The organism is Streptacidiphilus sp. BW17, assembly GCF_041262485.1.
In the GTDB taxonomy this organism is placed as follows: Bacteria; Actinomycetota; Actinomycetes; order Streptomycetales; family Streptomycetaceae; genus Streptacidiphilus.
Map to the genome: position 1 here is coordinate 82059 of NZ_JBGCCR010000004.1, position 19584 is coordinate 101642.

Consider the following 19584-nt stretch of genomic DNA (forward strand, 5'->3'; position numbering starts at 1 on the left):
CCTGGTGCGGCGCAACTCCGCACCCGGGGCAGGGGCGCAAGCCCGGGGTACGCCAGGCAGCGGGAAAGGACACGCGCTGCGCCAAGGCACGCCGCTACGGCTTTGCCGAGCGGGGCTGACTCGCTGGGATCCGCTGCGTGAAGAACATGGCGAGGAGAGCGGTGAGAGCAAGGACGGCGAGTGCGGCGCGGAGGCCGTCGAGCCTTGCTGCGGCGTTCGCGTCGAGCGCGGCGTTTGTCACCTCCGTGCTCGCGCCCGCCTTGTCGAGTGCGGTCCTGAGCTGGGTGTCCGACAGAAAGGGCACGCCGCCCTGGAGCTGGACGGTCGCTTGGGTCTTGACCCCGGTCGGGATCGCGGGATTCTGCTCGACGCTGGTCAGGAACGAAGTCGTCAGCGTGGCGATCAAGATCGACCCGGCGAGTGCTGTTCCCAGCGAGGCGCCGAGGTTGGTGACGGCGTTCTGGATGCCGCCGACCTCCGCGCTCTGCTCGTCCGGGACCGCGGACACGGTGACCGCCCCGAGCTGGGAGGCCAGCGCGCCCATGCCGAGCCCCATCAGAAGGAGAGGGATGACGACGATCTCCGCGCCTGAGTTCGCGTCGAGGGCGGCCAGCAGGACAACCGCTCCCGCGAGCAGGCAGAGGATCCCGAGCCGCACCACCCGCCGCGGGGAGATGTCCGGGAGAAGGCGAGGGATCAGGATCGCGGCAGCCAGCAAGGTCAGCGAGAGCGGCAGGATGCGGGCGCCGGTGGCGAGCGCGGACATCCCGAGCGCGACCGACAGGTAGAGCGGCACGACGAAGAACACGCCCATCTGGACGAGGTACTGGAAGAAGAACATCGTCAGGCCGCCGGTCAGCTGCCGGTTCCGCAGCAGGGCGGGGTCGACCAGCGGCTCCTTGCCCTGTTCCACAAGGCGGGCCTCCCAACGGAGGAAGAGCCAGACCAGCAGCAGGCCGGCCAGCACCAGCCACACCACCGGGGAGATGCCGAGCCATGCGGGCCCGCCGGGCTTCGGCCGGAACCAGCCCCATTCACTGGAGCGAAGTACCCCGAGGACGAAGACCCCGAGTCCGAGGGCCGAGAGCCCAGCGCCGAGGAGATCAATGCGCCGGCGTTCGCCGATCGGCGCCTGCGCGATCCTGCGAGCCAGCGCCAGAATGCCGAGCACGATCACGGACTCACCGGCGAAGACCCAGCGCCAGGAGAAGTACGTCGTCGCGATGCCACCGATGAGCGGCCCGAGCGCGATCGCGACAGCCCCTGCGGCGGCGACGAGTCCGTACGCGGCCGGCCGGCGTTCCGCTGGGAAGTTGCCGGCGACCAGTGCCACAATGGCCGGGAGGATGAGCGCAGCGCCAACCCCTTCGAGGAACGACCAGCCGACCAGAAGCGTGGGCAGGTTCTGGGCGAGCGCGGTGGTGAGGGATCCGCAGCCGTAGATGGCGCAGCCGATCATGAACGCGGGCTTGCGGCCGATGAGGGCGCCGATCTTGCCACCAGGGATCATGAACATCGCCATCACCAGTGTGTAGGCCGTGATCGCGCCCTGAATCCCCGTCACGGTCGTGCCCACGTCGTCGGCCACCGTCGCGATGGAGACGTTCATGACGGAGCTGTCGAGCGCCATCAGGAACTGTCCCGCCGCGAGCGTCAGCAGGACGAGTCCAGCCGTTGCCGAAGTTTCGCGAGTACCTGCTCTGGGTGCCATGGGGGGATCGTTCCAGTGGCCCCGGCGGGCGGAGTCTCGACCCGCCACGGATATCAGCCAGTTGGCGCCGGTGGAAACGCGCTGAAAGGTGGCTGACCGGCCTCTGGGCGGCGGCAGTGCCCGGAAGCGCGAACCGCAGGCAGCCGGACTCACGCGTCGAGCGCGTGCCCGGTCGTCGCGTCCACGTGTGCCGGAACCTCCTCGTGGCGGTCACCGACGGTCGGTGTGCCGGTCGGTTCGAACATGAGGATCGACGCGCCCGACGGGGCGGACGGTTTGTGCTCCGTTCCCCTCGGGACGGTGAAGACCGTGCCTTGGGGCAGGACGACCGTGCGCTCGCCGTCCGGCTCGCGCAGGGCGATGTGGAGCTCGCCGTGGAGCACCAGGAAGAACTCGTCGGTGTCCTCGTGGACGTGCCAGATGTGCTCGCCTTCGACCTTGGCGATCCGGACGTCGTAGTCGTTGACACGTGTGACGATACGCGGGCTCCACAGGGCGTCGAAGGAGGCCAGAGCGGCGTGGAGCGAGACGGGGAGGGTCGGTCGGTCGGTCATGGACTCATCCTGCGCCCCGCCATCCGCCCGCAGTGAGTGCTAGGAATTGCATATGACGCAAGGATCCTCGCACCACACCCGGAGGACGGGCACGCTGCACCGGGTGGTGGTGATCGTCGACGCGAACTCGAACCCCTTCGAACTCGGCTGCGTGACCGAGGTCTTCGGCCTTCGCCGACCCGAACTCGGCCACGACCTCTACGACTTCCGGCTCTGTTCGGCCGAGCCCCGCACCCGCATGCGGGACGGGTTCTTCACGCTCACCGGAGTCGCCGGACTGGACGCCACCGAGGACGCGGACACCGTGATCGTCCCCAACCGCCCCGACGTCGAGACGCCCCGCCACCCCGCCGTGCTGGACGCCGTCCGCCGGGCGCATGCGCGCGGCGCGCGGCTGATCGGTTTCTGCAGCGGGGCGTTCACGCTTGCCGAAGCCGGGGTGCTCGACGGCCGCCGAGCCACCGCGCACTGGCAGTGGGCGGATTCCTTCCGGGCCCGGTTCCCGGCCGTCCGCCTCGAATCGGACGTGCTCTTCGTGGACGACGGCGACATCCTCACAGCTGCGGGAAGCGCGGCCGCGCTCGATCTCGGACTGCACGTGGTCCGCCGCGACCACGGCGCGGAAGTCGCCAACTCCGTCAGCCGGCGACTGGTCTTCGCGGCCCACCGGGACGGCGGGCAACGGCAGTTCGTGGAACGGCCGTTGCCCGACCTGCCCGACGAGTCGCTGTCGCCGGTGCTGGCCTGGGCGCAGGAGCGGCTGGACCTGCCCCTCACGGTGGCGGACCTCGCAGGGCGCGCCGCGGTCAGCCCGGCGACGCTGCATCGCCGCTTCCGGGCGCAGTTGGGGACGACACCGTTGACGTGGCTCACCGGGGAACGGCTCGCCCTGGCCTGCCGACTGATCGAACGGGGCGAGAACCGCTTCGAGCTCGTCGCCCGCCGGAGCGGACTCGGCACCGCAGCCAACCTGCGCGCGTTGATGCGCCGCGAGACCGGCATCACCCCGTCCGCCTACCGGCGGCGGTTCGGCCCCGAGGCCACCTGACGGCGATGCACCTGACCGCGATGCACCTGACCGCGATGCACCTGACCGCGATGCACCTGACCGCGATGCGCCTGACCGCGATGCGCCTGACCGCGATGCGCCTGACCGCGGTGCGCCTGACCGCGGTGCGCCTGACCGCGGTGCGCCTGACGGCGGTGCACCTGACGGCGGTGCCTCAGGCTGCGGACTCCAGCGCGGTGAGGTCGTCCTGGGTGAGGCGGATGGCCCCGGCCGCGATGTTCGCCTCCAGGTGGGCCGGGTCGCCGGTGCCGGGGATGGCCAGGACGTGCGGTCCCTGCGCGAGGGTCCAGGCCAGCCGGATCTGCTGAGGCGTCGCCCCGTGGGCCTTCGCCACCGCCAGCACCTCGCTGCTCTCCTCCGCGTTCGTCGGATCCGGCGCGGCCCCGGAGGCCCGCGCCCCCGCGATCGCGAAGAAGGGCACGAACGCGATGCCCGCCTGCCCGCACGCGTCCAGCACCTCGACCGCGTCGCGGTGTCCCAGGCTGAACCGGTTCTGCACGGCCGCCACCGGCGCGATCGCCCGGGCTTCGGCCAGTTGAGCCGACGTCACATCCGAGACTCCGAGGTTCCGGACCAGCCCGGCCTCCCGCAGCTCGGCCAGCGCGCCGAAGTGCTCGGCGATCGACTCCCACCCCATCTTGCGCAGGTACACCAGGTCCAGGTGGTCGCGGCCGAGCTGGCGCAGGTTCTCCTCGACGTCGCCGCGCAGCTGGTCCGGTCGAGCCGCGGCGGACCACTCCCCGCCGCGGTCCCGGCGCGGACCCACCTTCGTCGCGACCAGCACCTCGTCGCCGAACGGGGCGAGCGCGGCGTTGACGATCTCGTTGGCCGAGCGCAGCGACGAGAAGTAGAAGGCGGCGGTGTCGACGTGGTTCACACCGAGCTCGACGGCACGGCGCACGACCGCGATCGAGGTCTCGCGATCGCGCGGCACCCCGCCGTGGAAGGCCTCGGTGCCGGTCAGGCGCATCGCGCCGAAGCCGAGGCGGTGCACGGTGTGCTCGCCGAGTCGGTAAGTCCCCGAGTCCGCGGCGGTCGGCGAGGGGGCAACGTGGGATTCGGAGTTCTTCGAAGTGGTCACGGGGACTTCTATCACCCCCTTCGGTCACGGACCAATACCGCGCACCGGAGCAGATCGTCCGTCGCTCCGCGTCGGGTCCTCAGCGCAGGTGCGGAAAGCGGAACTCGGTACTGCTGGTGAACCGTCCGCCGGGCCGTAGCACGGTGCTCGGGTACCCGGGCCGGTTGGGTGAGTCGGGGTAGTGCTGGGTCTCCAGGCAGACCGCTCCGTGCCGGGCGTAGGGCTTGCCCTCGACTCCGCTCAGGCTGCCGTCGAGGCCGTTGCCGGTGTAGACCTGGATGCCCGGCTCGGTGGTCCACACCTCAAGGCACCTGCCGCTGCCGGGGTCACTGAGCCGGGCGGCCCGGCTCAGGGCGCCGGGGGTGGACGGCGGTTCGAGGATCCAGCAGTGGTCGTACCCTTCGGCGTCCCGCAGCTGCGGGTCGTCCTCGGTGATGCGCCGACCGAGCGGGGTCGGCTCGGCGAAGTCGAAGGGCGTGCCGGCAGTGGGCGTGGAGGGGCCGTAGGGGATCGCGTCCGGTGAGACCGGCAGGTATGCGTCGGAGTCCAGCGCCAGCCAGTGGCCCAGGACATCGCCGGAGCCGGCCCCGGCGAGGTTGAAGTACGCGTGGTGCGTGAGGTTGAGCACCGTGGTGCGGTCGGTGCGGGCGGTGTAGTCGAGCCGCAGCGTCCCGGCGACGTCGAGGGTGTACCGGACGCCGACGTCCAGCGCGCCGGGGAAGCCCATATCGCCGTCCGGGCTGCGGAGTTCGAGCTGCAGCGAGACCTCGCCGGATTCGGTCCCGCCGGGACGGGCGTGCCGCACCCGGCGGTGGAAGCCCTCCGGCCCGCCGGGACGGGCGTGCCACACCCGGCGGTGGAAGCCCCCCGGCCCGCCGTGCAGGGCGTGTCCGCGGTCGTTGACGGGCACCTGGTGCTCGTGGCCGTCGAGGCTGAACCGGCCGTGCGCGATCCGGTTGGCGTAACGGCCCACCACCGCACCGAAGTACGGGCTGACCTCGGCGTACTGCGTGACCGTCGGGAGGTTGAGCACCACACTGGCGGGTCGGCCCTCCGCGTCCGGGACGGTCAGCTCGTGCAGGACCGCTCCATAACTGAGCACGGCAGCCCGCACACCCTGTCCCGAGTCCAGGATCCAGCGGGTCACGGGTGTGCCGTCCGGGGCGCTGCCGAACGGCGAACTGATCAGTGCGGGAGGCGACATGGGATCCTCGGTGGGCGTGAGGAGGGTGGGCGGACGACCGTGCTCACGTGCCAGCGGGGGGAACTGCGCGCCCGGCCACGACGTCGCCGCGCCCCTGGGTCGGGCCCCCGGTGGCGGGCGGGCCGCCCCCGCGGCCGGTCGTGGACTCCCGCACCACCAATCGATGGCTCGGCACGAAGCGGCGCGAGTGCCACGACTCCGCGTCCTTGCCCGCAGTGATCCGCTCGACCAGTCGGTCCACCGCGAACCGCGCGATCGCGGTCTTGTCCGGCGCGACCGTGGTCAGTGACACCGCTGCGTAGCGGCCCTCCTCGATATCGTCGAAGCCGACCACCGCGACGTCCTCCGGCACCCGCAGGCCGTGTTCGGACAGCACCCGCATCGCGCCCAGCGCGATCAGATCGTTGTAGCAGAAGAGCGCATCCGGCAGCTCTCCGCGTGCGAGCAGTTCGGATATCGCGGCGGCGCCGTCCCGGCGGTCGTAGCCCTCGGTCGCCACCACCATCGACTCCCGCGGGGCGCCGCCGGCCGCCCTGATCTCCTCGCGCCAGCCGCGCAGCCGCAGATGGGCCGGCTGGCGCGCGCTCTCGTGCCGGGCCCCGAGGAAGGCGATCCGGCGCCTGCCGAGGTCCAGCAGGTGCCGGACCGCGACGCGCGCGGCCTCCACGTTGTCGATGGCGACATGGTCGTAAGGGGCGGTGTACTCCCGTTCGCCCAGCAGCACCAGCGGAGGACCCTCCTGACGGTCCAGCAGGTCCTCGTTCTCCAGCTGGATCGGGCTCAGGATCAGCCCGTCGATGATGTGCGAGCGGAAGCCCCGGGAGACCAGCACCTCCTTCTCACGCAGGCCGGCGGTGTGGTCGAGAAGCACCGTGTGGTCGTGCTGTGCGGCCGCGTCGATCACGGCTCCGGCCAGATCGGCGAAGTAGGGATTGGCCAGCTCGGGGACGGCCAGCGTGATGATTCCGGTGCGCCCCTTGCGGAGATGACGGGCCGTCAGATTGGGCCGGTAGCCCAGCTCCTCGATGGCCTGCTGTACCCGGCTGCGGGTCTCCGGGCGGATGTGTGGATAGTCGTTGACGACATTGGACACGGTCTTGACTGAGACGCCGGCGCGCTGCGCCACGTCCTTGAGGCTGACGCCCACGGCGCTGTGTTCCTCTTTTTCCGACCACCCGGTCAGGGCAGTTGCTGGGTCCGGCTGAGCAGGGTCTGCAACAGCACCACCGCGGCGAGGAACCCGCCGTTGACGGTATCGGTGAACGCCGAGCCGTACTGGGAGAAGTGACTGTCGATCAGATTGTGTATGACGCCCAGCAGCAGGACGCCGCTGAGCGTGCCGCCGACGGAACCGCTGCCGCCGGTGAGCAGGGTACCGCCGATGACCACCGAGGCGATCGCGGTGAGTTCGTAGCCCACGCCGATGGTGGTCACCCCGGACTGGAGCCGGGCGGCGCCGAGTGCTCCGGCCGCCGCCGCCAGGGTGCCGGAGAGCAGGTAGACCAGCACCTTGGCGCGGACCACCGGGAGGCCCATCAGCACGGCGGCGTTCTCGTTCCCTCCCATGGCGGTGAGTGTCGCGCCGAAGCGGGTCCGGGCCAGCAGCAGCGCGCCCAGGGCGAAGAACACCGCGAGAATGACCAGGGGCACCCAGGTGCCCGCGCCCAAGCTCGCGAAGAACGAGTTCTTCGGCACGATATAGGTGGTGGCGCCCTCGTTGCTGAGCGCCTGCATCAGGCCGCGGGCACCGAGCAGTCCGGCCAGGGTGACGATGAACGGTGCCATCCGCGCGCGGGCCACCAGCAGCCCCTGCACCCCGCCCCAGGCCGCACCGACGACGAGCGGAAGGACGATCGCCAGGGCGCTGCCGCCGTGCTGAGCGCCGTAGGCACCGAGTACTCCGCCGAGCGCGTACATCGAGCCGACCGAGAGGTCGATTCCGCCGGTGATGATGACGAAGGTCATGCCCAGCGCGAGCAACCACACGAAGTTGTTGCCGACCAGAATGGTGCTGATATTGCCCCAGGTCGGAAAGGTGGAGGAGGTGATCGAAGCGATCGCGGCGACCAGCACGAGGACGGCCGGCGCCCCCCTGCGCTGGAGCTGGTAGGCGAGTTGCTCGCTCAGCGGTGTCGGAGCGGGCCCGGGCCCGGGCGCGGGTGAGGGCTCGGGCGGCAGCGCGGTGGGCTGCAGGGCGGTGGGACTCATCGGGTACCACGCTCCTGGGCGGCGTACACGGCGAAGCAGATGATGACCGCCTCGATGATCTGCTGGTAGGACTGATAGACGTTGTGCTGCTGCAGTACGGCCGCGATCAGCTGCATGAAGAGCGCCCCGGCCACCGTCCCCAGGACGCGCACCCGGCCGCCGGTGAGCGGGGTGCCGCCGACCACGACCGCGGTGATCGCGCTCAACTCGTAGTTGAGGCCCACGGTCGAGGGATCGGACTCCGCGGAGTAGCCGACCAGCATCAGCCCGGCGAGCGCGGCCAGCACACCCGAGATGACGTAGACCGTGACCAGCACCCTGCGCACCGGGAGCCCGGCCAGTCGGCTGGCCTGCCGGTTGTCCCCGATCGCGACCAGCTGCCGGCCGAAGGTGGTCCGCCGCACCAGCAGCGCGACCAGGGCGACACAGCCCGCGGCGACCCAGGTCATCACCGGGACGCCGAGAAAGTTCCCGATCCCGAGGGTGGCCACCGCGCCGTCGGTGACCGGCTTGCCCGAGTTGCCGTTGATGATGTTGGCAAGTCCGCGCAGACCGATCATCAGGGACAGGGTGGCCACGATCGGTTGGACCCGGACGAAGGCCACCATCGCGCCGCCCAGCGCACCCGAGACCGCTCCCACGAGCAGGACGACCGCCAGCATGCCGACGAAGCCGTAGCCGAGGTAGAGCGGGGCGACCGCGGCCGCCAGCGCGATCACCGCGCCGACCGAGAGGTCGATGCCCTCGGTGCCGATCACCAGGGCCATCCCCAGCGCGACGACCAGCACCGGGGTCACCTGGAGCAGTTGGGCGCGAATGTTGCCGATGCTGAGGAAGGAGGTGTTCAGCACCACGGCGACCGCGAAGAGCAGGACCAGCGCGGCGTAGACGCCGTATTCCTGGAGCAGATGGCGTGTCCGGGCGCGGTCCAGGGCCGCGCCGCCCCAAGTGATGCTGCTCATTCCCGGTGCTCCTTGCGGTCCTTGTGACCCTCGGGCCCTGACTGCTCCTCGGGCCCCGGCTGCTCCTCGTGCTCGGGAGCTGCGTACTCGGCGTACTCGGCGTCCTCTGGGTGGGAAGGCGCGGTGGCCAGCGCGTCGAGCAGGCGTTGTTCGCTGACCCCCTCGCCCTCCAACTCGCCGACCACCCGCCCGTCCTTGAGGACGACGACCCGGTTGGCGCCCTCGATCAGCTCCTCCAGATCGGAGGAGATCAGCAGCACCGCCAGTCCGTCCCGGGCCAACTCGTCGATCAGCGCCTGAACTTCGGCCTTGGCACCGACGTCGATGCCCCGGGTCGGCTCGTCCAGCAGCAGTACCTCGGGGTTGAGGCACAGCCAGCGCGCGAGCATCACCTTCTGCTGGTTGCCGCCGGAGAGGTCGCTGACCTTCTGGTCCGGTCCCGAGGTCTTGATCCGCAGCCGCTGTATGAAGAAGTCGACGATCTCGTCCTGCCTGGTCCGGGAGACCAGGCCGGCCCGCGACAGCCGGGGCAGCGCGGCCAGCGAAATGTTCTCGCGCACCGAGAGGTTGGGGATGATGCCCTCCACCTTGCGGTCTTCGGGGAGCATCACCACCCCGGCCCGGATGGCGGCGGCCGGACTGCGCCGACGCAGAGGACGTCCGGCCACCTCCACGGTTCCCGCCTCCGTCGGCAGCGCGCCGACCACGGCCTTGGCGGTCTCGCTGCGTCCAGCGCCGAGCAGACCGCCGAGTCCGACCACCTCGCCGGGGTGGATCTCCAGCGAGACGTCGTGCAGGCGGTGCCGGACCGCCAGGCCTTGGGCGCGTAGCGCCGGGACGCCCTCGCGCTGCCGGTGGCGGGCGGTGTCGAAGGCGGTACTGCCCTTGTCCCGGACGGAGGACATCTCGCGGCCCAGCATCAGCGAGATCAGCCTGAGCCGCTCCAGTCGGGCCATCTCGCCGATGTGCACGATCTCGCCGTCCCGCATCACCGTGACCCGGTCGCAGATCTCATAGAGCTCGTCCAGCCGGTGGCTGACGTAGACCACTGCGATCGACTGCCGCTTGAGCTCGCGGATGACCGAGAACAGCGTCGCCACCTCGCGCGGTTCCAGCGAGGAGGTCGGCTCGTCCATGATGACGACCCGGGCCTCGATCTGCACCGCACGGGCCAGCGCCACCATCTGCTGGGCGCCCAGGCCGAGCGTGCGCAGCGGCCGGGTGACGTCCACCTCGACGCCGTAGCGGGCCAGCGTCTCAGCGGCCTCCCGGTTCATCCGGCGCACGTCGACCAGCCCGAAGCGGCGCGGCTCGCGTCCCAGGTAGAGGTTGCGAGCCACCGACATCAGCGGGACGAGGTTGACCTCCTGGTAGATCGTGGAGAGTCCGGCCGCCTGCGCCTCCAGCGGGTTGCCGAAGTGCCGCTCCTCGCCCGCGAACCGGATCCGGCCGGCGTCCGGACGGTAGACGCCGGTGACCACCTTGATCAGGGTGGACTTCCCGGCGCCGTTCTCACCGATCAGCGCGTGCACCTCGCCGGGGCGCAGCTCGAAGTCCACCCCGCGCAGGGCGTGCACCCCGGCGAAGCTCTTGCTCACCCCGACGACCTCGAGCACGCGGTCGCTGCGGGCGGCGGGGTCCTGCTGGACCACGGTTCCTCCTCCTTGTGACGGCGGGTCAGTAGACGTTGCCGCTGGCCAGCGCCGTCCTGGCCAGGGAGGCGTTGTCGAAGTGCTGGTCCTTGATGATCACGTTCGCCGGGACCCCGATGCTGCTGTAGAAGTTCTGCAGCGACTGGAAGGCGAGCGGCCCGAACCGCGGGTTGGTCTCGATGTCGGCGGCCATGGTGCCGTCGGAGACGTCCTGGACGGCCTGCTGAATTCCGTCGATGGAGACGATCTTTATGTCCTTGCCGGGGACCTTCCCGGCCGCTTTGATCGCCTGGATCGCGCCGAGCGCCATCTCGTCGTTCTCCGCGTAGACCGCGCTGATGCCCGGGTGGGCCTGCAACAGCTGCGCCATGACCTGCTGTCCGGTCGTCTCCGCGAACTGGCCGGTCTGCTGCGCGACCACCTTCATGTCGGGGTACTTCTTGAGCTCGTCGGTGAAGCCGCTGGTGCGGTCGGTGGCGACGTTGTTGCCCGGGGTGCCGGTCAGGACGGCGATCTGGGCCGTACTGCCGGTGGCCGTGGCGAGGTCGTCAGCGGCAGCCCTCGCCTGCCCGCTGAAGTCCGAGCCGATGAACGAGATGACGTTGGAGCAGGCGGTGCCGGCCGTGCGGTCGATGGTGAGCACCGGGATCTTCTTGGACTGAGCCTCGGCGAGCGCGGGGGCGAGCCCGTCGGAGTTCTCCGGGGCCACGATCAGAGCCTGCGCACCTTGCGCGATCAGCGATTCGATCTGCGAGTTCTGCGCATTGACGTCGGCGTTCGCGTTGGTCTGCAGCAGGGTGACGCCGAGCTTGCCGGCCTCGGCCACGATGCTGTCGGTCTCGGTGGCCCGGAACGGGTTGGTGGTGGACTCCGACTGCGAGAAGCCGATCTTCGTGCCCTTGCCGATGGTCAGCTTCGGCACGCCGCTGCCGCCGTAGTTCTGGTAGGTGCAGGCGGGGCCTGCCGATCCCGTGGCGGCGACCGTCTGCTGGGCGTTGGCGGTGTTGTTGACGGTCGCACCTGAACCTGAACTCGCGGTCGACGAGCCTGCGTTGGTGCAGGCAGTGGCGATCAGGCAGAGGCCGGCGGTCAACGCCGCGGCGATGGCGGCTCTGGTGGGGCGCGGGACGGCGTTCATGTGCCGATCACATCCTCGTCCGTTGTGGGGCTGCGGGAGGAGCAGGGTGGGTACGGGAAGCGGCACGGCCCGGTCGCCGCCCGCAATTCCAACGATGTAGAGGACACTCGGGGATGGGAACCAGGACTGTCAAGGCTTGGGCACCGCTTCTGGTCGACGCCGGTCCGACGTGAGGAACCGTCCACCGGCCTCACGGCCGCCGCCAACTTTGGGTGTCATTGGCGGGAATGACATCGGGCCAGACATAACCTCGCAGGTAAACGCCTTGAGTTGACCGCACGTCACCTGATCCCACAGACAACGCCCGGGTCAGGAACGGGGGTTCGGAGGGGCTCGCCGAGCTCCACTGCGACGCGAGGGGTGGACAGAGCACCCCGGGCGTGCTGTCATTCCGGTGCTCCTTTTCCAACGTTGTGACCGCAGCGCCCACCGGGTGGCGAACTGTTCCCCGTCGGGCCGCAGGGGCCGAGCATCCGTCAGTGGCTGGATGCAACAAGCCAACTGACTGAGGATCAGCGCGCTGGGGTCGGCCGATCCCGCCCGTTATCGACGCCCGTCACTTCCGAGCTGTCCACAGACCTGTCCCACCCACAGTCCTGGAGGAAGCCATGACCAACCACACTGATCCGACTCCCGGGGATCAGACCGAGGGCGGCGTCAGCCGCCGCGGACTGTTCCGCTGGACGGGCGCGGCCGGGCTCGGGGTCAGCGCCGCGGCTCTGCTGCCGGGCTTCGCCCAACCCGCGGCAGCCGCAGCCGCGATCGGGGCAGCGGTTCCGGCAGCGGGCGAGGACGGTTCGCGTGCGCAACTCCCGGGCTTCGACCCGGTCAGGCCGCCGGCCGTGCCGCTGGCCACCCGCTCCCCGTACCTCAACACCTGGCTCACGTCGGGCAACACCAGCGGCTCCTGGCCCTCCTTCTGGACCGGGCACACCACCGCGATGGTCGGCATCGCCCTCGTCGACGGCACTCCCTTCCTCTTCCTGGGCTCCCCCAACGTCGCCGGCCTGGGACCGCGCGGCATGGTGCAGCAGGACCTGACGCTGACCGCCACCCGCTCGCAGTACGTCTTCGCGGCGGCCGGGGTGGAGCTCACACTGACCTTCCTCTCCCCGGTCGAGCCCGGCGACCTGCGCCGGCAGTCGATGCCGCTGTCCTACGTCACCGCGGGGGTGCGCAGCACCGACGGTGCCGGCCACCGGGTCTCGCTGTACTTCGACATCTCCGGCGAGTGGGTCCACAACGACACCGGCACGGAGATCGGGTGGGCTCAGAACCAGGTCCGGGGACCGGGCGGAACGGCCGTCACCTCGCTCTCCTGCACCCCGGCCACCCCCCAACCCCTGGCCGAGAACGGCGACATGGCCACCTGGGGCACCGTGGTGTTCAGCGCTGCCAACCAGTCCGGCCTGACCTGGCAGATCGGCGCGGACACCGCCGTCCGGGGCGCGGTGCTGGCCAACGGCAAGCTGGGCGACACCTCCGACACCAACCAGCCTCGCGCCATCAACGACAACTGGCCGGTCTTCGCCTTCAGCTTCGACCTGGGAACCGTGGGCGCGACCCCCGCGAGCGCCGCGCTCTCCCTCGGCCATGTACGCGAGCCCGCCGTCAGCTACCTCGGCACCCCGTTGCCCCCGCTGTGGCGCTCCTACTGGTCCACCTGGCAGGACATGGTGGGCTACTTCCACTCGGACCTGGCCGCGGCGCAGGATCGCACCGCCGCTCTGGACGGGAAGATCCGCAATGAGGCCACCGTGGTCGGCGGCCACCAGTACGCCGCGCTCTGCGCGCTGGCACTGCGTCAGGCCTATGCCGGTACGGAGCTGGTCAGCCGGAACGGCACGCCCTGGGCCTTCCTGAAGGAGATCTCCAGCGACGGCAATGTCTCCACCGTCGACGTCACCTACCCGGCACTGCCGGTGTTCTGCTATCTCGACCCGCAGTACCTGGGCCTGCTGCTGGCCCCGCTCCTGGAGTATCCCGAGCACGGCGGCTGGCCGAAGACCTTCGCCGAACACGACCTCGGGTCCCACTACCCGAACGCCGACGGGCACAACGACGGCAACGAGGAGGACATGCCGGTCGAGGAGTCGGCGAACATGCTCATCATGACCGCGGCCTACCTGGGCCGGGTCGACGCCGCCACTGCCTCGTCCTTCGCCACCACCCACTACACGATCCTCAAGCAGTGGGCGGACTACCTGGTCGCCAACGCCCTTGACCCGGGCTACCAGAACCAGACCGACGACTTCACCGGCTTCATCGGCCACAGCGTCAACCTCGCGCTCAAGGGGATCCTGGCGATCGGCGCCATGGCCCAGGTCTCCACGGCGGCCGGCAAGTCGGCGGACGCGACGAGCTACCGGGCCACCGCCACCTCGTACATCGGCCAGTGGGCGACCAAGGCCCAGGACCCGAACGCCGCCCACCTCAAGCTCGCCTACGACCAGCCGGGCACCTGGAGCCTGAAGTACAACGGCTACCCGGACGCACTGCTCGGCCTCGGGCTCATTCCGGAGTCGGTGGCCCGTCAGGAGGCGGCCTGGTACCTGAGCCAGAGCAACCAGTACGGGATACCGCTCGACATCCGGCACTCCTACACCAAGGCCGACTGGGAGATGTGGACCGCGGCATGGCTGCGCGACTACCCGGTGAAGGACTACCTCATCGGCGCCCTCTACGACTTCGTCGACACCTCCCCTTCGCGGGTGCCGTTCACCGACTGGTACGACACCATCTCCGACCAGCAGAACGGTTTCCAGGCCAGGCCGGTGGTCGGCGGGATCTTCGCGCTCCTGAGCCTGGGCCGCCAGGGCGCCACCGGGTGATCTCTTCCGTCGCCGACGATGTGACCTTGGAGGAAACGATCGTGCACAAATCTCGCATCCACGGAAAGCGCCTGCCGTTCACGGCCTCCGCGGCCGTACTCGCGCTTCTCGCCGCCTCGGCCCCGGCCGCCCAGGCTGCCCAGGCCGCCCAGGCCGCCCAGGCCGCCCAGGCCGCCCAGGCCGTGGGGAGCGCAACGTCCGCACCGCGCGCGGTCGTGGACGGCCACGCCCGGTTCGAGGTACTCAGCCCGACCCTGATCCGCCTGGAGTATGCGGGCGACAACGACTTCCAGGACGGCACCACCTTCAACGTCGTCAACCGCGACCAGCCACCGACCCCGTACCGGACCTGGACCAAGGACGGCTACCGCTACCTCGCGACCTCCGCGGAGACCCTCTCCTACAAGGAGGGGAGCGGCCCCTTCACCCAGGACAACACCGCGGTCCGGCTGCGCGTCGGGGACCAGGAGGCCACCGCCCACCCGCTGTTCGGCCAGACCGCGCCGGACTGCGCCTTCGGGGTGCTGTGCGAGGCGGAGGACGGACTGCTGGCCGGAGGCGCCACCGTGGCGGACGACCACACCGGCTATACCGGCGGCGGTTTCGTGGCGGGCATCGAGGGGACAGGGGCCTCGGTCAGCTACCGGATCACCGGCGTCCCGGCCGCCGGCGACTACTCGCTGGCCATGCGCTACGCCAACAACCAGGGCAGTGACGGCCAGACCACCACCCGCACGCTCACCGCCGACGTCGGCGCGGCGGCGCAGGCGCGCTTCAGCCTGCCGCCCACCGCGGACTGGAACACCTGGGCCACCGCCCAGGTCACCGTGCACCTCGCGGCCGGCGACAACACGGTGACCATCGCCGAGGCCGCGGGCGACTCCGGAAAGGTCAATATCGACAGCCTGGCCGCCACCCCGGTCGGCGCGGCCTATCCGTCGCCGGGCCCGACCCAGCCGTCCGCCGTGCTCGGCGGCTACCGGCGCGCGCTCGACGGCCAGTCGGGCTCCTCGCCGCTCGCCCCCGGCCTGCTCTCCCGCAATGGCTGGTACCTCCTCGACGACTCCACCACCGCGCTCTTCGACCAGGCGACCGACACGGTCACGCCGCGCCCCTCGCACGGCGGACTCCCGTACCAGGACGGCTACTTCTTCGGCTACGGACTCGACTACCAGCAGGCCCTGCGCGATCTGCGCTCCCTCACCGGACCGGACGTGATGCTTCCGGAGTCGGCGTTCGGCGTCTGGTTCTCCCGCTACTACCCCTACACCACCGCCGACTACCAGAACTCGCTGCTCCCCGCCTTCCGCGCACACAGCACTCCGATCGACAACCTGGTGGTGGACACCGACTGGAAGTCCCCCAACCAGTGGGACGGGTGGAACTGGAACCCCGCCCTCTTCTCCGACCCCCAGTCCTTCCTCAACTGGGCGCACGGCCAGGGCCTGACGGTGGCCATGAACATCCACCCCAGCATCAGCACCTCCGACCCGCAGTACGCCGAGGCGCAGGCGATCGCCAAGGGCAAGCTCGCCTGCTCCGGCGGCACCTGCACCTTCGACTGGTCCGACGCCGACCAGCTCAAGGCCTACTTCGCGCTCCACCAGCCCTTCGAGCAGCAGGGCGTGGACGAGTGGTGGCTGGACTGGTGCTGCGACAACAGTGGGGTCAGCACCCCCGGCGTCACCCCGGACACCTGGATCAACGCCCAGTACGCCGCCGACGGCGACGCCCGCGGCCAACGCGGCTACGCCTTCTCCCGGATGGGCAGTTCGCTGACCGCGTCCGGCTACTCCGGCTCGACGCCGCTGCCCACCGGCCCCTGGGCAGAGCACCGCTACACCCTTCAGTTCACCGGTGACACCTACGCCACCTGGAACATGCTGGCCTTCGAGGCAGAGTTCACCGCTGACGAGGGAGCGGCGATCGGGCTGCCGTACGTCTCCGACGACATCGGCAGCTTCCACGGTGGCCACGACCCGGACGACCTCTACGCCCGCTGGGTCCAACTCGGCGCCTTCCAGCCGGTGCTGCGGCTGCACTCCGACCACGGCGACCGACTGCCCTGGGAGTACGGCAGCGCCGCCGAGGCCTCCGCGGAGAAGTTCCTGCGGCTGCGCGAGGCACTCGTCCCCTACACCTACTCGCTGGCCGAGCAGTCCGTGCAGACCGGGCTGCCGATGGTGCGCGCGATGTACCTCGACTATCCCGCCCAGCCCGCCGCGTACACCCACCCCGACCAGTACCTCTACGGCGACGGCGTGCTGGTCGCCCCGGTCACCACCGCGGACGACGCGGCCGGCCAGGCCACCACCACCGTGTGGTTCCCGCCGGGATCCTCCTGGACCGACTACTTCACCGGTCAGACCTACCAGGGCGGAACCACCGCGCAGATCGCCACCGGACTGGACACCATGCCGGTCTTCCTCAAGTCCGGCGCGATCCTGCCGCAGCGCACCGACTACGTGGACGACAACGCCCAACATCCACTCGACCAGGTCACCCTGAACGTCGCGGCCGGCGGCAGCGGTTCCTTCAGCCTCTACGAGGACGCCGGCCAGGGGCACGGCTACCAGCACGGCGAGTACACCACCACCAGGCTGGCCACAGCCACCCACGGGGCCACCACCACCGTCACCATCGCCCCACGGCAGGGAAGTTACCCCGGGGTGGTGACCACCCGCCGCTACACCGTGCGGGTCTCCGGCCTCGCCGCCGCGCCCACCCGGGTGATGCTGGACGGCCGCCCGCTGACCGGCTGGACGTACGACCCGGCCACCCACTCGGCGACCATTCCGCTGCCCGCCCAGTCCACGTCGGTGGGTGCCACTCTCATGTTCTCCTGACCCTCCGAGGGCCCGTGGCGAGCGGCCGCCCGAGGGTTCCGAGGAACCGCCTCCCGAGGGTTCCGAGGACCCTGGGAGCCCTCGCCCGGCTCAGAGTTCCCGATCGCCGAGCGGGGCGAAGTGCCGTTCGACGGTGGCGGCGTCGACGTCCTGCAGTGCGGCGGGCTGCCAGTGCGGAGTACGGTCCTTGTCGATCACCTGGGCGCGGATGCCCTCGGCGACGTCCGGGTTGCGCAGCGCCTCGCAGGAGACGCGGTACTCCTGCGCGAGCACGTCCTCCAGCGTCCCGAGCTCCCGTGCCCGGCGCACGGACGCCAGGGTGACCTTGACGGCCGTGGGCGACTTGGCGGTGATCCGCTCGGCCGTCTCCTTCGCCTCCACGACACCGACGGCCAGCAGCCGCTCGACGATCGCCTCCGCCGTCGGCGCACCGTAGCAGTCGTCGATCCAGCCGCGGTGCTCGGCGAGCACCGCGACCGGGGCGTCGGCCGTGTGCCGGGCGAGCGCGGCGGGGACGTCCAGCACGGCCAGGTCGTCCAGCAGCGCGGCCAGCCGGTCGGCGGGGACGAAGTGGTCGGCGAGCCCGCACAGCAGCGCGTCCCCGGCGCCGACCGAGTCCGCCGTGAGCGCCAGATGGGTGCCGAGCTCACCGGGCGCGCGCGAGAGCAGGTAGGTGCCGCCGACGTCGGGGACGAAGCCGATGGCGGTCTCCGGCATGGCCAGCCGGGTCCGCTCGGTGACGATCCGGACGCCGCCGTGCGCGGAGACCCCGACACCGCCGCCCATCACGATGCCGTCCATCAGCGCGACGTAGGGCTTGGGGTAGCGGGCGATCCGGGCGTTCAGGTGGTACTCGTCGCGCCAGAAGTCCTCGGCGGCGCGCGGGTCACCGCTGGTCGCGGCCCGGTGGATGGCGACGATGTCGCCACCCGCGCACAGTCCCCGCTCCCCCGCGCCGGTGATCACGACGGTCGCGACGCTGTCGTCGTGCTCCCATGCGTCGAGCGCGGCGGCGATCTGCCGGACCATGCCGTGGGTGAGGGCGTTGATCGCCTTCGGCCGGTTGAGGACGATCAGTCCGACGTGCCCGCGCCGGTCGGTCAGGACCTCGCCGGTCAGGACCTGGTCGGTCGGAACCTCGCCGGGCAGAACCTCGCCGGTCTCCGGGGTGACGCTGACGCGCATGATCTCGTTGGTTCCTTCCAGGGCCGGTGCACCGTACCCGGCACGGTAGCCGCTGCCCGCGGCTGTCCGGCGTCCGGGGGCCGGTGGCCGGGGGGCCGGGGGCCGGGGGCCGGTCAACACTCCGTGCGCACCGGCCGCAGGTCAGGACCCCACGTACTCCACCGCGCTGTGGGCGTCCGGCCGGTGGTCCGCGCCCGGGCGCCCGAGGAAGCCCCAGGCGACCTCGTGGACGTGCGCCGGGTCGACCTGCACGTGGGCGATCCACTGGTTCAGCGGGATCGGACCGGTGCGGGAGAAGACCGGGTCGATGACCAGGACCCCGCTCGCGGTCGTCACCGAGGCCGCGACGTGGTGGTTCCACTGGTGGTCCGCGTGCAGCCGGGTGCCCGAGGATGTGGCCCACTGCTTGGCGAGGTGGTGGGCGGCCATTGCCGGGTGGTGTGCCGCGATCGCCCGGCAGATCGCGTGGGCCCGGTCCTCACAGCCGTCCTCGCCCACCTGCGCGCCCGCGGTGCCGAAGGCGGGCACGAGCTCGGACCACATGCCCTGGAGGGTCTGTGCGGTCGGCGGACCGTCCGAGGGGAAATCGTCCTCCAGGTAGTCGAGCTGATCCTGGAGCAGCTTCAGGTAACTCTTCCTGGCCGGGCTGTCGGGCTTCGTGTTGACCAGCCGGACGGCCTCGTGCGCGGTCCTGACGGACCGCAGGGGAAGCAGGTTCCGCACCAGGGAGATGATCGCCAGCCGGTCCTCGAGCATGTCCCGCCGGGGCCCGAAATAGCCGTCGTTGTCCATGTCCTCCAGCAGTTCGACCGTCTTGGCCTGCTGGCGGTCCATCGCGGCGACGACCTCCCCCGAGAGCGGTTCGCTGGTCTCTTCCTCCGACGACGAGAGCTCCTCGGACGACGACCCGGCCTCCCGGACGTGCTTCGCGGGCCCCTGCTCCTCGGGCGAGCCGGTCCTCCTGCGCTTGCCGCCGCCCTGCGCCTCCATGCGCTGGATCACCGCGGTGACAGCCGCGTTGCCCGCGCTGCCGTGCAGGGCCAACAGGGACGACTCAGAGGTCGACTGCGGCGCCGGGGCGCGCCTCGGCGCGCGGGCCGATCCCTGCGCGTGGGTCTCGTCAGGTGCCGACCGGCGCATCGC

The 19584-nt window shown here is 70.8% G+C and carries 14 protein-coding genes; 3 read left to right on the plus strand and 11 right to left on the minus strand.

All coding sequences use genetic code 11. From position 1 onward, the window contains the following. Positions 1 to 94: 94 nt before the first annotated feature. Positions 95 to 1711 carry an MFS transporter gene (locus ABH940_RS06160; protein ID WP_370066888.1) on the minus strand — a complete coding sequence of 539 codons (1617 nt, stop codon included), beginning with the start codon at positions 1709 to 1711 and terminating at the stop codon, positions 95 to 97. A 149-nt stretch (positions 1712 to 1860) separates the two neighbouring features. Next, positions 1861 to 2265 (minus strand): cupin domain-containing protein, encoded by a 405-nt coding sequence (locus ABH940_RS06165; protein ID WP_370104599.1) that lies wholly within the window; start codon positions 2263 to 2265, stop codon positions 1861 to 1863. Positions 2266 to 2317: 52 nt separating this feature from the next. On the opposite strand from ABH940_RS06165, the gene ABH940_RS06170 reads away from it, so the two are divergent. Beyond that, a complete protein-coding gene (locus tag ABH940_RS06170) occupies positions 2318 to 3313 on the plus strand; it encodes a GlxA family transcriptional regulator (protein WP_370066884.1) in 996 nt (331 codons plus the stop codon). A gap of 175 nt (positions 3314 to 3488) precedes the next feature. Here the strand turns inward: ABH940_RS06170 and ABH940_RS06175 are convergent, their stop codons facing one another. The 7 genes from ABH940_RS06175 to ABH940_RS06205 all read right to left on the minus strand — a co-directional run bounded on the left by ABH940_RS06175 (position 3489) and on the right by ABH940_RS06205 (position 11579). Beyond that, positions 3489 to 4415: an aldo/keto reductase gene (locus ABH940_RS06175; protein ID WP_370104601.1), complete on the minus strand. Its 927-nt coding sequence runs from the start codon at positions 4413 to 4415 to the stop codon at positions 3489 to 3491. 79 nt (positions 4416 to 4494) lie between these two features. After that, positions 4495 to 5619: an aldose epimerase family protein gene (locus ABH940_RS06180; protein ID WP_370066880.1), complete on the minus strand. Its 1125-nt coding sequence runs from the start codon at positions 5617 to 5619 to the stop codon at positions 4495 to 4497. A 43-nt stretch (positions 5620 to 5662) separates the two neighbouring features. After that, a complete protein-coding gene (locus tag ABH940_RS06185) occupies positions 5663 to 6766 on the minus strand; it encodes a LacI family DNA-binding transcriptional regulator (RefSeq protein WP_370104603.1) in 1104 nt (367 codons plus the stop codon). Positions 6767 to 6798: 32 nt separating this feature from the next. Further along, positions 6799 to 7827 carry an ABC transporter permease gene (locus ABH940_RS06190; RefSeq protein ID WP_370104605.1) on the minus strand — a complete coding sequence of 343 codons (1029 nt, stop codon included), beginning with the start codon at positions 7825 to 7827 and terminating at the stop codon, positions 6799 to 6801. Continuing rightward, positions 7824 to 8789 carry an ABC transporter permease gene (locus tag ABH940_RS06195; protein WP_370066874.1) on the minus strand — a complete coding sequence of 322 codons (966 nt, stop codon included), beginning with the start codon at positions 8787 to 8789 and terminating at the stop codon, positions 7824 to 7826. Before ABH940_RS06195 ends, ABH940_RS06190 begins: the two co-directional genes overlap by 4 nt. Next, positions 8786 to 10441, minus strand: coding sequence for a sugar ABC transporter ATP-binding protein (locus ABH940_RS06200; RefSeq protein ID WP_370104607.1), 1656 nt, complete (start codon positions 10439 to 10441; stop codon positions 8786 to 8788). Before ABH940_RS06200 ends, ABH940_RS06195 begins: the two co-directional genes overlap by 4 nt. A gap of 25 nt (positions 10442 to 10466) precedes the next feature. Then, positions 10467 to 11579, minus strand: coding sequence for an ABC transporter substrate-binding protein (locus ABH940_RS06205; RefSeq protein ID WP_370104609.1), 1113 nt, complete (start codon positions 11577 to 11579; stop codon positions 10467 to 10469). Between the two features lie 608 nt (positions 11580 to 12187). On the opposite strand from ABH940_RS06205, the gene ABH940_RS06210 reads away from it, so the two are divergent. Then, entirely contained in the window at positions 12188 to 14410 is a 2223-nt protein-coding gene (locus ABH940_RS06210; RefSeq protein WP_370104611.1) for a DUF5127 domain-containing protein, read from the plus strand. Positions 14411 to 14451: 41 nt separating this feature from the next. Further along, positions 14452 to 17256: a TIM-barrel domain-containing protein gene (locus ABH940_RS06215; RefSeq protein WP_370104613.1), complete on the plus strand. Its 2805-nt coding sequence runs from the start codon at positions 14452 to 14454 to the stop codon at positions 17254 to 17256. 90 nt (positions 17257 to 17346) lie between these two features. Here ABH940_RS06215 and ABH940_RS06220 read toward each other — a convergent pair whose 3' ends face one another. Continuing rightward, positions 17347 to 18441, minus strand: a complete 1095-nt coding sequence (locus ABH940_RS06220; protein WP_370104614.1) for an enoyl-CoA hydratase/isomerase family protein — start codon at positions 18439 to 18441, stop codon at positions 17347 to 17349. Between the two features lie 141 nt (positions 18442 to 18582). Continuing rightward, the gene (locus ABH940_RS06225; RefSeq protein WP_370104616.1) at positions 18583 to 19581 is read right to left on the minus strand and encodes a protein-glutamine glutaminase family protein; all 999 of its coding nucleotides are present in this window, start codon (positions 19579 to 19581) and stop codon (positions 18583 to 18585) included. Between the last annotated feature and the right edge of the window lie 3 nt (positions 19582 to 19584).

What these genes read in the sequence shown, in the direction of transcription:
- ABH940_RS06160 (WP_370066888.1), bottom strand. Translation starts at nt 1,711, where the DNA reads ATGGCACCCAGAGCAGGTACTCGCGAAACTTCGGCAACGGCTGGACTC.
- ABH940_RS06165 (WP_370104599.1), bottom strand. Translation starts at nt 2,265, where the DNA reads ATGACCGACCGACCGACCCTCCCCGTCTCGCTCCACGCCGCTCTGGCC.
- ABH940_RS06170 (WP_370066884.1), top strand. Translation starts at nt 2,318, where the DNA reads ATGACGCAAGGATCCTCGCACCACACCCGGAGGACGGGCACGCTGCAC.
- ABH940_RS06180 (WP_370066880.1), bottom strand. Translation starts at nt 5,619, where the DNA reads ATGTCGCCTCCCGCACTGATCAGTTCGCCGTTCGGCAGCGCCCCGGAC.
- ABH940_RS06190 (WP_370104605.1), bottom strand. Translation starts at nt 7,827, where the DNA reads ATGAGTCCCACCGCCCTGCAGCCCACCGCGCTGCCGCCCGAGCCCTCA.
- ABH940_RS06195 (WP_370066874.1), bottom strand. Translation starts at nt 8,789, where the DNA reads ATGAGCAGCATCACTTGGGGCGGCGCGGCCCTGGACCGCGCCCGGACA.
- ABH940_RS06205 (WP_370104609.1), bottom strand. Translation starts at nt 11,579, where the DNA reads ATGAACGCCGTCCCGCGCCCCACCAGAGCCGCCATCGCCGCGGCGTTG.
- ABH940_RS06210 (WP_370104611.1), top strand. Translation starts at nt 12,188, where the DNA reads ATGACCAACCACACTGATCCGACTCCCGGGGATCAGACCGAGGGCGGC.
- ABH940_RS06220 (WP_370104614.1), bottom strand. Translation starts at nt 18,441, where the DNA reads ATGCGCGTCAGCGTCACCCCGGAGACCGGCGAGGTTCTGCCCGGCGAG.
- ABH940_RS06225 (WP_370104616.1), bottom strand. Translation starts at nt 19,581, where the DNA reads ATGCGCCGGTCGGCACCTGACGAGACCCACGCGCAGGGATCGGCCCGC.